The following is an 11,714-nucleotide window of genomic DNA, read 5'->3' on the forward strand; positions in this document are numbered from 1 at the left end:
GCACCAGAGGACGGTTCATCCATCTTCGTCGCCGCTACTGGACGTTTCCTCCATCACTCGGTGTCCGTGGGGGTGTCCTCCGGTTCGGTGTCAGGTCCCTGTGCCCGTACCCGCTGGACGTTCTCCAGGGACTCGCGCAGTTCGCTAAGCCAGTCGTCGGTGTGCCGCTGGACCAGCCGTACGCACCAGGCGAGGGCCTCGCTGCGACTGCGGGCGACCCCACCGGCGATCAGTGTGTCCAGGACCTGTCGCTCGGGCTGGCGCAGCCGCGTCATCACGGGCGCGGCGACATGGGTGAACAGGGCGCGTTCCGTGCCGCACTCCACGCCCCAGGACACCTTCCTGCGGAACTTGTGCTCGGCCTCTCGGGCCACCTCGATCCGGGATTCCCGGGTGCGCTCCCGGAACTCCTGGATCCGGCCTTCCACGGCCGCCGCCCGCTCGGTGGCCGAGACGCCCTCGGCCAGTTGGGGTGCGGGAATGCGGCCGATCACCGTGATCTCCTCGCGGTCGACCGTCACCTCGGTCAGCTCATCGAAGAGGTCGTCGGGCAGACGGCCGGCGAACCAGCCGCGCAGCTTCTCGTTCTGTTCCCTGGTAATCATGTAATCAGCATTACTCCGCCGCCGGGCGCACACAAGGGCATGGCGGACGTGTCCGCCGAGGGCTCAACCGGAATGTTTCAGGCCTATTAATCAGCGTGCGAGATCAGGCCACTCGGCCACTTGGAACGATCAAGAGGCGCCAAGTTTCGGCGTTGGAACGTTCGAACTCCGTTACTTCACGCCACTGATTCAATACGCAAGGTTACCGAAACCGGTGGTGTCGATGTGAGTTTCGGAGCCGGACTCGGCAGACTCCCGCTCGTCGTCCGGCACCGATCGCGCCGGATCCGACACACCCTCGACTCAAGCGGAAGGATGCACACAATGCGGAACACCGCGCGCTGGGCAGCGACCCTCGCTCTCACGGCCACCGCCGTCTGCGGACCCCTCACCGGGTCCGCGCTCGCCGCCCCCGACGCCGCCCCCGCCTCTCTCTACGCCCCCTCGGCCCTGGTGCTCACCATGGGCTACGGCGACAGCGCCGCCCTGTCCTCCCCGGCACGTGCGGTCACCCTGAGCTGCGCCCCGACGGCCACGGGCACGCACCCCGCGGCCGGCTCGGCCTGTGCCGAACTGCGTGGAGTGAACGGGAACTTCGAGGCCTTGAGAGCCAGAGAGGGCGCACTGTGCACCAAGCAGTACGACCCCGTGGTGGTCACGGTCGTCGGGGTCTGGCAGGGCCAGCGCGTCTCCTATGAGCGCACCTTCGCGAACGAGTGCGTGAAGAGCTCCTACGGGGCGAGCCTCTTCGCGTTCTAGGGACCGGGATCGCACGGTCCCCGTGCAGTTCGGCGCGGGCTCGCGGATGGGGAGTGCGAGCCGCGCCGAGGAGGCCCCTGCGATCTCGTATCGGGGGTCGGCCGGGCGGAGTGGGGCCGCCCGGTCGGCACCTCGTGGTGACGCACCGTCACACGTCCTCCCCGGGGATCCCGGGGAGGAGGGGGAAACGGCCCAGCAGGCCCGCGCCGTGCAGCAGCCGCCGTATCCGCGGCGCCTCCGAGACGACGCGCAGACGGCCGCCGTGGTCCCTGGCCCGCCGCTCGGCCCGGCACAGCGCGCGCAGCCCCGAGCAGTCGAAGAAGGCCACCGGCCGCAGATCGACCAGCACGTCCGCCTCCGGTTCGCCGGCCGCGGCGTTCAGGTGCTCGGCGAGCAGCGCCTCCGAGGCCAGATCGATCTCGCCCGTCACCTCGACGACCGTGAACGGACCGCATCTGCGGGTACGGGCATACGGATTCGCCCGGGGTGGCGTGGAACCGATGGGGTCCATGGCCGGATCCTCGGTCGGATGGCGGGCGCGGTCGTCGGCGTCCGGCGTCATGTCCGCTCCACCTCGGCAGGGGCGCTTTTGATCCGGGTTGTTACCCGTGGGCGGGGTTGAGCATCCCTGCCACGCCCCCCGCAAGATCTAGTTCACTCGACCAGGTGAATTTCGCCCGTGAGTCATTGACTCCTTGTGGGAGTCCGCAGCGGCGCGCGCGCCTCTCGTTCTTTTATTCCTTGACTGGAATATAACCGCCGAGGCATATTGGACTCATGTCCACCGACGCCTCCCTCTGGAGCGCCCTCGCCGACCCGCATCGACGGGCCATCGTCGCGCTGCTCCTGGAGCGGCCGCGGTCCGTCGGGGAGATCGTGGAGGAGAGCGGGCTCAGCCAGCCGAGCACCTCCAAGCATCTGAAGGTGCTGCGGGAGGCCGGCCTGGTGCGGGTGCGACAGGACGCGCAACGCCGTGTCTACGCCCTCGACCCCGCGCCGATCGCCGCGCTCGACGCCTGGCTCGCCCCGTACCGAAAGCTGTGGAACCGCAGCCTGGACGCCCTGGGCCGCCGTCTCGACGAGACGGCGCGAACAGCGCCGGAGGACACCTCGTACGACCCCGAGGGACCCACCACGAAGGACTGATCCACATGACCGCCGACCTCACCGGCACTTATCTCACCCTCGACGACGGCCGCCCCGCCATCCGCTTCAGCCGCACCTACGACCATCCCGTCGAGCGCGTCTGGCGGTTCGTGACCGAAGTCGACGAACTGGCCCACTGGTTCCCGTCCCGCGCCGAGATCGAGCTGCGTCCGGGCGGCACGATCAAGTTCGGCGGCGACCCGAACATGGCGGACTCCACTGGCCGCGTCATCGCCGTCGAAGAGCCCCGCCACCTGTCCTTCGAGTGGGGCGGCGACGAACTGCACTTCGACCTGGAGGCGCTGGACGAGGGCCGCACCCGCTTCACCCTCACCAACGTCCTCGACGCCGAGAACACCGCCGCCCGCAACGGCGCCGGCTGGGAGGTCTGCCTCGCCGCACTCGACGCGCACGCCCGCGGGGAGCGCGTCGAGGAGCCGCACGCCGGGGCCGAAGCCCCGTGGAAGGGGGTCTACGACAGCTATGTGGCCGCCGGATTCCCCTCCGGCGCTCCCATCCCCGGCGTCGGCGCCTGACGGCTCAGGCCATCTGACGCCGCACCAGCTCGTGCAGCCGCCCGCCCGTGTCCGAGAGGAGCTGAGCGGGCGGCCCCTGCTGGGCCACCTTGCCGTCCTCCATCACGATGACGCGGTCGGCGTCCAGCACCGTCGACAGGCGGTGCGCGATGACGATGCGGGTGGCGTTGAGAGCCCGCGTGGACTCGATGACCGTGCGCTGCGTCTCGTTGTCGAGGGCGCTGGTCGCCTCGTCGAAGAAGAGGATGCGCGGCCGGCGGATCAACGCCTGGGCGATCATCAGGCGCTGGCGCTGCCCACCGGAGATCGCGCCGCTGCCCGCCACGATGGTGTGCAGCCCCATCGGCATCCGCTTGATGTCCTCGGCGAGGCCCGCCATCTCGGCCGCCGCCATCGCCTCCTCCGGCGTGTACGGCTCCGTGCCGCAGATGACGTCCAGGATCGACCCGGTGAACGGCTGCGCGTGCTGGAGCACGACCCCGCACTGGCGGCGCACGGCCGACTGGTCGAGCGCCGCCAGGTCCTGCCCGTCGTACAGCACACTGCCCGAAACGGGCTTGTCGAAGCCGATCAGCAGCCTCAGCAGCGTCGACTTGCCGCAGCCGCTGGGCCCGACGATGGCCACGAACTCGCCGGGCCGGATGTCGAAGGAGACGTCGTCCAGGACGAGGGGGCCGTCGTCGGAGTACCGGAAGGACAGACGGCGCGCCTCGATCGAGCCCGTCAGCGGGCCCGGCCGGGTGCTCGCCGTGCGCACCTCGGGCGTGGCCTCGAGGACCGGCTTGATCTCCTCGAACAGCGGCAGGGCGGCCACCGCCGAGACGAACGCGCCCGTCAGCTGGGTGACGGAGGTCAGCAGCATCGTCACCGAGGTGTTGAAGGTGAGGAACGCCGCCGCCGACATCGTCCCGCGGGCCGGCCCCGCCAGCAGCATGAACATCAGCAGGGTGCACAGCGGCAGATACACCGCGCCCATCACCGTGGTGAGGTTCTTGATCCGCCCCACCTTCTGCTGGAGCTCACGGCTGTGCGCGAACTGCGACGCCCACGCCGCGTACGCGTAGTTCTCGGCCGCCGCGACCCGCAGCTTCGGCAGTCCGCGCAGGGTCTGGAACGCCTGGTTGTTGAGCTTGTTGTTGAGCACCACCAGCCGCCGCTGCCAGCGCACCTGCCACAGCCCCAGCCCAAGGAACACCGCGGCGATGACGACGAGCATGCCGATCGCCGCCAGCGCCATCGGCACGCTGTACCAGAACAGCAGCGTCAGGTTCATCGCGCCCACCGTCACCGACGAGGCCACGACCGGCCCGACTCCGGCCATCAGCCGGCGGATCGCGCTGATGCCCATGGCCTGGCTGGCCAGCTCACCGGTCGAGCGCTGGGTGAAGAACTTCGTGGGCAGCCGCAGCAGCCGGTCCCACAGGGCCGGCTGCAGCGTCGCCTCGATACGGCCCTCCAGCCGCAGGATCGTCAGGTTCTGGAGCAGCATGAACGCCGCCGCCACCACACTGCTGATCATCACGGCCAGACAGAACTGCACGATCAGCCCGGTCTGCGCCTTCGGCACGAACTCGCCGAGCACCTTGCCGGTCGCGATCGGCACCAGCGCACCGATCCCGACGGTCACCAGACCGCCGGCGATCAGATTGGTGAGGTCGCCGCCCGTACCCCGCATGCTGAACCGCAGCAGCCGCAGCGGGCTCAACGCACGGTCCGGCAGCGGACGGTAGAACATCACCGCGCGCGGCTCGAACTCCTCCGCGTTCGCCTTCTCGATCGGCGTCTCCCGGCCCGTCGCCGGATGCACGGCGACATAGCCGCCGCGCCGCCACAGCAACGCGACCGGCGCACCGGACAGCGCCCGGTGGCCGACGAGCGGTCCGACGTTGTCCCGCCACCACCGACCGTCCAGGCGTACGGCCCTGGTGCGCACCCGCGAGGCGATGGCCACGCGCTCCACGGGGTCGAGCCTCTCGCTCTCGGTGCCGCTCTGCGCGGGCTCGGAAAGGGTGATCCCGGCGGCCTCGGCGACCAGCTTGCAGGCGGCGTAACTGGCGTCCGCGTCGGCCGCCGTCGTCCGCTTGTCACCGCGCTTGCCGATGGACGCGAGCAGCGTCCGGTCGGCCTGCGCGCGCACCGCCTCGCCGGCCTTGATGCCCTCGGCGGTGCGTGTCTCGTGGGTGCGTTCCAGCTGCTCGATCCAGCGGTCGAGCGTGGTCAGCAGGCGGTACTGCTGGTCGACCATGGACTGCCAGACCGCCGGGTCCATCAGCAGATCGGCGGCCGCCTCCGCGCCGTACAGCGAGCCGTACTGCACGCTGCCGGGCGGCACCTGCATCCAGAAGACGTCGTCGTCGGTGACCTCCGCCGCCCGCTCGGTGGCCATCGGCGCCTGGAAGAGGATGGTCAGGCTGCGGCCGACGCCGAGCGCGAGGGCGTACTCCAGGGGGCTGGTCTGCGGCGGGACGTACTGCGGGTTGCCGTACTCGTCGTACGACCAGGTCTGGGTGTTCGCGGGCTGGTACAGCTCGCGCAGCCCGATGCGGTGGACGACGCAGTCCCTGAGCGGGCGGGCGACCAGGGTGTGCTGCGGTCCCGGCACCGGGCCCAGCAGCAACGAGCCCGCCTCCAGGCGGCCCAGGTGATGCCAGTGGCCCTGTTGCCCGGCGTCCACCGCGAACAGGTCCACCGCACCGGACGCGACCAGCCACAGCACCTGCGGGCCTTCGAGGTCGATCCGGTTGAAACCGGCGCAGTCGATGCGCGTGCCCATCTGACCGAGCGCGTCGAGGACGAGGTCACCCTCGTGGACGGAGGTCATCTCACCGCTCCCTGACCAGAGCCGCGTACGCGCCACCGCGCGCCACCAGCTCCTCGTGCCGCCCGCGTTCGACGATCGTGCCGTGCTCGAGTACGACGATCTCGTCACTGTCGCGCACGGTGCTGAGCCGGTGCGCGATCACCACGCAGGCACAGCCGCGCTTGCGCAGGTTGTCCATCACGACCAGTTCGGTCTCCGCGTCCAGCGCGCTCGTCACCTCGTCGAGGACCAGGATGCTGGGGCGGCGCACCAGCGCCCGCGCGATCTCCAGCCGCTGGCGCTGCCCGCCGGAGAAGTTGCGGCCGTCCTGCTCGACCCTGCTGTGGATGCCGCCGGGGCGGCGCGTCACCACGTCGTACAGCGCCGCGTCGCGCAGCGCGTCCACCACCGCGTCGTCGGGGATCGAGGGGTCCCACAGCGCCACGTTGTCGCGGACCGTGCCCTCGAAGAGGAACACCTCCTGGTCCACGAAGGAGACGGACGCGGCGAGCGCGCCGCGCGGGATGTCGTCGATGCGCTGGTCGTCGATGCGGATGACGCCCTCCCAGGGGGCGTACAGGCCCGAGATCAGCCGGGACACGGTCGACTTGCCGCTGCCCGAGCCGCCGACCAGCGCCACCTGCCGGCCCGGGCCGACCGTCAGGTCGAAGCCGGTGAGCAGCGGCTTGTCGAGGGGGCTGTAGCCGAAGGAGATGTTCTGGAGTTCGACGTGGCCGTGCAGTCGGCGGGTGGAGTCGCCGGTGCCGGGACGGCCGTAGAGCGGATCCGCCTCGAAGTTCTCGACGTCCTTCAGGCGGGCCACGTCGGCGGCGAAGTCCTGGATGCGGCCCGCGACGCCGTTGAGCCGGGTGATCGGGGCGGTGAAGCGGGTGACCAGGGCCTGGAAGGCGACCAGTAGACCGACGGATATGCCGCCCTCGATCGCGCGCATGCCGCCTATCCAGAGGATGAGCGCGCTGTTCAGGGTGGCGAGCGTCGGGGCGACGACGCCGAGCCAGGCGCTGGGCACGCCGAGCCGCTGCTGCTCCTCCAGCGTGGTGGCGTGCTGTCCGGCCCACTTGCGGAAGTAGCCGTCCTCACCCCCGGTCGCCTTCATCGTCTCGATCAGCTGAAGGCCGGTGTACGCGGTGTTGGTGAGCCGGGCGCTGTCCGCCCGCAGCTTCGCGGTGCGGGTGGCGCGCAGCCGGATGACGACCCGCATGGCGACCACGTTCAGGAGTGCCACGCCTATGCCGACGAACGTGAGCTGCGGGTCGTAGGTGTAGAGGAGGATCGCGTAGAGGACGACGACCACCGCGTCCACACCGGCCGCCGCCAGGTCGCGGGCCAGGGTCTCGGAGACGGCGTCGTTCGACTGCAGGCGCTGCACCAGGTCGGCCGGGCTGCGCTGGGAGAAGAACGTCACCGGCAGCCGCAGCAGATGGCGCAGGAACCTGGCGCTGGACAGGGTGGAGGAGATGATGCGGCCGCGCAGCAGATTCGCCTGTTGCAGCCAGGTCAGCACCACCGAGAGCGCGACGCAGGTCCCCATCGACGCGAACAGCACACCCAGCAGGGAGGTCTGGCCGCCGATGAGGAACGTGTCGATGTAGGTGCGGCTCAGCGCGGGTACCGCCGCGCCGACCACCACCAGGAGCAGGCTCGCGAGTACGGCGGCGGGCATCGTGCCGGCGGTGCCGCGCAGCCGGGCCGGCATCGCACCGAGCACACCGGGCTTGCGGCCGCCCTTGGTGAAGTCCTCGCCGGGCTCCATCACCAGGACGACGCCGGTGAAACTGCCGTCGAAGTCCTCCATGGGCACGAAACGGCGGCCCTTGGCGGGGTCGTTGATGTAGACGCCCCGGCGTCCGAAACGGCGGCCCATGCCGTCGTAGACGACGTAGTGGTTGAACTCCCAGAACAGCACCGCAGGCGTCTTCACCTCGGCGAGAGCTGCCGTGTCCATCTGCATGCCCTTGGCCGTCAGGCCGTAACTGCGGGCCGCCTTCAGCAGATTGCTGGCGCGCGAGCCGTCGCGGGAGACACCGCACGCGATGCGCAGTTCCTCCAGCGGGACATGGCGGCCGTAGTGACCGAGCACCATCGCAAGGGAGGCGGCGCCGCACTCCACGGCCTCCATCTGCAGCACGGTGGGGGTGCGGACGGTCTTCGCCCGGCCCTTGGGCACGGGGCGCTTCGGCGGGGCGGCGCGGCGCCTGCTCCGCGTCTCCGGTGCGGGGCTCACGGCAGCAGCCAATCGACGGGACGCTCGTCGGCCAGCCGGATCGAGGCGTCGGCCATGGTCATGGAGGTGAGAGAGAACGGCGGTCCGTCCGCGGACGACCACTTGTAGCCGCTCTCGGTGCTCGACCTGCGGTCCAGCTTCACGAGCACGGCGACCGGCCGGCCGTCCTTGGTCAACTGCTCGCCCAGCTGCCTGTCCCCGAGGAACGCGGCGATCTGCTGCGCCGACTGCGCGGAGCGGTCCACCGACTTCACATGGCCGCGCAGCACGCCGTACTCCTGCGTGGGCACGGAGGAGACGGTGAGGTCCACGGCCGCGTTGTCGGGGATCGACGCCGCGTTCTCGGCGGGGACGTACACCGTCGCGTACAGCGGGTCCCCGGTGCGGGCGACCTTCTCGACGGCGGCCACGTTCGCGCCGGTGGAGATGATCTGCCCGATGGTCGCGGCAAGTCCGGTGACCCGGCCCGCGGCGACCGTGCGTACGACCGTCTCGCCCTCGGCGGTACGGACCTTCAGCACGGGGGCGTCGGCCTTCAGCTGCTGGCCCTGCTTGGCGAGGACCGCGGTGACCTGGCCGGCGACCGGGCTCTGGAGGATGTAGCTGCCCTGGCCGTGAGTGAGGATGGCGGGCGCGCCGACCGTGGAGGAGACCGAGCCGGTCACCGCCCACACGGACGCGGCGGCCATGACGACCACCGTCACGGAGAGCACCAGCCAGCCCTGCGGGCGGGCGAAGCGCACCGGGAGGTCGAGCTCCTCCGGTGACTGGAGCTTGGCGAGGGCCTGTTGGCGGAACTGCACGGAACTTTCCCTCACCTGAGGATGAGTGGAGACCGGCGCGCGTGGGCCGGTCGTGTTGCGGAGCGGTGCGTGGTCGTCCCACGGCACCCGAAGAGCCCCGGAGCCGGGGAACGGCTCCGGGACTCAGCGGTTACGAAAAGGTGCGATCAGAGACCGGCGACCAGGCCCGTGACCGGGGCGGTGTTCAGGCCGGTGACACCCTCCACGGTGCCGACGACCGTGTCGACCAGGCCGGAAACCGGGGCGATGCCGTTGACAGCGTCGAGGGCACCGTTCACGGCGTTGACCTGAAGGCCGCCGGAGACGTTGTCGAGCTCGGCGTCGGAGATCTCGACGGTCGCAACCTGGGGGGTGGAGTTCATGATGGAACTTCCCTTCCTAATGGGTATTTCACAAGGGGGAGCGGCCCCCTCTGGGGACAGATGACGGCCGCAACCGCGGGCGTCCGGCGCCCGTTTCCGGGAACCGTTCGTGGCCCCCGCGGTGCGATGGATCAAAGCACGCTGCGGGTGCGGCCTTCCAATCAAACGTAGGCCCCACCAGGCAACTTGGGCCTCAGGAGCCCCGTTCCGTGCAGACGCGGGCACGTCTTGTCGGCGACTTCTTCACATGCGTCACAGCATCGGCTCGGACAAGCTGTTGCGTCCGCCCGGGGTCCCCCTGTTCGACGCGGTGGCGAATCCGACACTCCCGCCTCAAGGGGGTGACCGCCGGTAGCCCCCTTGTGCAGAACCTCGTCGCACGGTGACTTGGTTGAGCATTGAATGTGCAGATTCCCTGAAGCCGAGATTCCGCTCAGGATTCTCTACCGACCGTTACTGATCGGTGGCGGATCGTGTCAGCCCAGAAGGGCATACACGGTGCTTGCCCGGGCCGCGATTTCCCCCGAACTCTCGTCCGTCATCGCGATATCGGCGAACGCCATACGGCGGCCCAGTTTCGTCACGACCGCTTCGATCAGGACATCCGAACCGAGCACCGCGCGCTGGAACGACGTCGACTGCTGCACCGTCGTCATCGGTCCGTACGCCCCGCGCGCCGCCGATACGGCGATCACGGTCGCGGTGTCGGCGGCGGCCATCAGAGCCTGCCCCGACAGCGCGCCGCCCTCCCGGGCCAAGGCATCCGACCAGGGCATTCGCAGGATCACGCGGTCGTCCGCCACCGTCTCGACGGTCAGCCCGAGCTGGAGCACCCAGGGGGCGAAGTTGGCGGAGAGGATCTTGTCGGCTTCGGCGCTGGTCATCGTCATATGGGGGATTGTTCCCCGCGCCGGCCCGCCGGACGAGATCCCTGGCCGATTCGGTGTGCCGAGTCGGTTGCGCGTAAACGGAATTGAACGCCCCACCCGGCCCGTGCGTACCAACTGCCAACCAGGCGCCCCGAACAGCTGCCGCAGAGACGGCGGCACAGACCCCGTCCCCCAGGAGGTCGAGAAGTTTGAGTCACAAGCGAATCCCGAAGCGCAAGGCCGCGATAGCCGCGGGCAGCGTGGTGGCGCTCGGAGCGGCCGCGATCCTGCTGCCCAACGCCAACGCCTCGCAGGACGGCGCGTCGGACGACGCCGCCGCTCCCAAGACCCTGAAGTCCGCGGACGCCTCGGATCTCGCCTCGCAGCTCGCGGGCCTGCTCGGCGACGCCTTCGCCGGTTCCTACTACGACGCCGAGAGCCAGCAGCTCGTCGTCAACGTCATCCCCGGCGACAACAACAATGTGATCGTCCAGGCGAAGAAGGCCGGCGCGAAGGTCCGCGAGGTCGAGAACAGCCTGTCCGAGCTGGCGTCCGGCGCGCAGACCCTGAAGTCCGAGGCGACCATCCCCGGCACGGCCTGGGCGGTCGACCCCAGAACGAACAAGATCCTCGTCACCGCCGACAGCACGGTCACCGGCGACAAGTGGGACACGCTGGAGACGACCGTCGACAGCCTCGGCTCGGGCATGGCGACCATCAAGAAGTCGGCCGGTACCTTCAAGACGTTCCTCTCCGGCGGCGACGCCATCTTCGCCGGCGGCGCACGCTGCTCCGCGGGCTTCAACGTCACCGCGGGCGACGGCACCCCCGCCTTCCTGACCGCCGGTCACTGCGGAGTCGCGGCCGAGCAGTGGTCGGACGCCGAGGGCGGCCAGCCCATCGCCACCGTCGACCAGGCCACCTTCCCCGGTGACGGCGACTTCGCCCTCGTCAAGTACGACGACCCGGCGACGCAGGCCCCGAGCGAGGTCAACCTCGGCGACCAGACCCTGGCGATCAGCCAGGCCGCGGACGCCGAGGTCGGCCTCCAGGTCTTCCGGATGGGCAGCACCACCGGCCTGAACGACGGTGCTGTCACGGGCCTCGACGCCACCGTGAACTACCCGGAGGGCACGGTCACCGGGCTCATCCAGACCGACGTCTGCGCCGAGCCCGGCGACAGCGGCGGCTCCCTGTTCACCCAGGACGGGCTGGCCATCGGCCTGACCTCCGGCGGCAGTGGTGACTGCACGGTCGGCGGCGAGACCTTCTTCCAGCCGGTGACCACCGCCCTGGCGGCGGTCGGCGCGACCCTCGGCGACGCCGCGGGCGGCGCGGGCGCCGGCGACCAGGCCGGTGCGGGCGACGAGGCGGGCGCCGGTGACGACGCCGGTGCCGGCGCCGGCGAGGAAGCCGGTGCGGGTGAAGAGGCCGGTGCCGGTGAGGAGGCCGGTGCCGGTGAGGAGGCCGGAGCCGGTGAAGAGGTCGGCAACGGCAACGCCGACGGCACGGGCAACGGCCTCGGCGAGATCGTCGGCAACGGCCGGGGCAACAACTGACGCCCTGACACCGGTACGCGGATCCAAGTG

Annotated in this window: 11 protein-coding genes; 4 read left to right on the forward strand and 7 right to left on the reverse strand. The window is 70.3% G+C overall.

What is annotated here, in order from left to right:
- Nucleotides 1-53 precede the first annotated feature (53 nt).
- The gene (locus PGH47_RS39280) at nt 54-605 is read right to left on the reverse strand and encodes a hypothetical protein (protein ID WP_271667432.1); all 552 of its coding nucleotides are present in this window, start codon (nt 603-605) and stop codon (nt 54-56) included.
- A 324-nt stretch (nt 606-929) separates the two neighbouring features.
- Between PGH47_RS39280 and PGH47_RS39285 the strand changes: the two genes are divergently transcribed.
- Entirely contained in the window at nt 930-1,364 is a 435-nt protein-coding gene (locus PGH47_RS39285; protein WP_271667433.1) for a protease inhibitor, read from the forward strand.
- A 148-nt stretch (nt 1,365-1,512) separates the two neighbouring features.
- Here the strand turns inward: PGH47_RS39285 and PGH47_RS39290 are convergent, their stop codons facing one another.
- Entirely contained in the window at nt 1,513-1,926 is a 414-nt protein-coding gene (locus PGH47_RS39290; RefSeq protein ID WP_435887854.1) for an STAS domain-containing protein, read from the reverse strand.
- A 215-nt stretch (nt 1,927-2,141) separates the two neighbouring features.
- Here PGH47_RS39290 and PGH47_RS39295 point away from each other — a divergent pair, with 215 nt between their 5' ends.
- Both PGH47_RS39295 and PGH47_RS39300 read left to right on the forward strand, forming a co-directional pair.
- Nucleotides 2,142-2,510, forward strand: a complete 369-nt coding sequence (locus PGH47_RS39295) for an ArsR/SmtB family transcription factor (RefSeq protein WP_271667434.1) — start codon at nt 2,142-2,144, stop codon at nt 2,508-2,510.
- Nucleotides 2,511-2,515: 5 nt separating this feature from the next.
- A complete protein-coding gene (locus PGH47_RS39300) occupies nt 2,516-3,046 on the forward strand; it encodes an SRPBCC family protein (RefSeq protein WP_271667435.1) in 531 nt (176 codons plus the stop codon).
- A 4-nt stretch (nt 3,047-3,050) separates the two neighbouring features.
- Here PGH47_RS39300 and PGH47_RS39305 read toward each other — a convergent pair whose 3' ends face one another.
- The 5 genes from PGH47_RS39305 to PGH47_RS39325 form a co-directional block, all read right to left on the reverse strand.
- Nucleotides 3,051-5,867, reverse strand: a complete 2,817-nt coding sequence (locus PGH47_RS39305; RefSeq protein WP_271667436.1) for an NHLP bacteriocin export ABC transporter permease/ATPase subunit — start codon at nt 5,865-5,867, stop codon at nt 3,051-3,053.
- 1 nt (nt 5,868) lies between these two features.
- Nucleotides 5,869-8,091: an NHLP family bacteriocin export ABC transporter peptidase/permease/ATPase subunit gene (locus PGH47_RS39310; protein ID WP_271667437.1), complete on the reverse strand. Its 2,223-nt coding sequence runs from the start codon at nt 8,089-8,091 to the stop codon at nt 5,869-5,871.
- Complete coding sequence (locus PGH47_RS39315) at nt 8,088-8,894, reverse strand: HlyD family efflux transporter periplasmic adaptor subunit (RefSeq protein ID WP_271667438.1); 807 nt, start codon at nt 8,892-8,894, stop codon at nt 8,088-8,090. Before PGH47_RS39315 ends, PGH47_RS39310 begins: the two co-directional genes overlap by 4 nt.
- Before the next feature lie 146 nt (nt 8,895-9,040).
- Nucleotides 9,041-9,256, reverse strand: coding sequence for a hypothetical protein (locus tag PGH47_RS39320; RefSeq protein ID WP_030950723.1), 216 nt, complete (start codon nt 9,254-9,256; stop codon nt 9,041-9,043).
- Nucleotides 9,257-9,732: 476 nt separating this feature from the next.
- Nucleotides 9,733-10,146 carry a PaaI family thioesterase gene (locus PGH47_RS39325; protein ID WP_271667439.1) on the reverse strand — a complete coding sequence of 138 codons (414 nt, stop codon included), beginning with the start codon at nt 10,144-10,146 and terminating at the stop codon, nt 9,733-9,735.
- A gap of 188 nt (nt 10,147-10,334) precedes the next feature.
- On the opposite strand from PGH47_RS39325, the gene PGH47_RS39330 reads away from it, so the two are divergent.
- Nucleotides 10,335-11,684, forward strand: a complete 1,350-nt coding sequence (locus tag PGH47_RS39330) for a S1 family peptidase (protein ID WP_271667440.1) — start codon at nt 10,335-10,337, stop codon at nt 11,682-11,684.
- The last annotated feature ends 30 nt before the right edge of the window (nt 11,685-11,714 follow it).

Origin of the sequence: Streptomyces sp. HUAS 31 (genome assembly GCF_028198125.1) — a bacterium.
Lineage (GTDB): Bacteria > Actinomycetota > Actinomycetes > Streptomycetales > Streptomycetaceae > Streptomyces > Streptomyces chartreusis.

Bases quoted from the DNA above. Each gene is read 5' to 3' on its own strand.
- PGH47_RS39280 (WP_271667432.1), bottom strand. From the start codon at position 605: ATGATTACCAGGGAACAGAACGAGAAGCTGCGCGGCTGGTTCGCCGGC.
- PGH47_RS39285 (WP_271667433.1), top strand. From the start codon at position 930: ATGCGGAACACCGCGCGCTGGGCAGCGACCCTCGCTCTCACGGCCACC.
- PGH47_RS39290 (WP_435887854.1), bottom strand. From the start codon at position 1,926: ATGACGCCGGACGCCGACGACCGCGCCCGCCATCCGACCGAGGATCCG.
- PGH47_RS39295 (WP_271667434.1), top strand. From the start codon at position 2,142: ATGTCCACCGACGCCTCCCTCTGGAGCGCCCTCGCCGACCCGCATCGA.
- PGH47_RS39300 (WP_271667435.1), top strand. From the start codon at position 2,516: ATGACCGCCGACCTCACCGGCACTTATCTCACCCTCGACGACGGCCGC.
- PGH47_RS39305 (WP_271667436.1), bottom strand. From the start codon at position 5,867: ATGACCTCCGTCCACGAGGGTGACCTCGTCCTCGACGCGCTCGGTCAG.
- PGH47_RS39320 (WP_030950723.1), bottom strand. From the start codon at position 9,256: ATGAACTCCACCCCCCAGGTTGCGACCGTCGAGATCTCCGACGCCGAG.
- PGH47_RS39325 (WP_271667439.1), bottom strand. From the start codon at position 10,146: ATGACGATGACCAGCGCCGAAGCCGACAAGATCCTCTCCGCCAACTTC.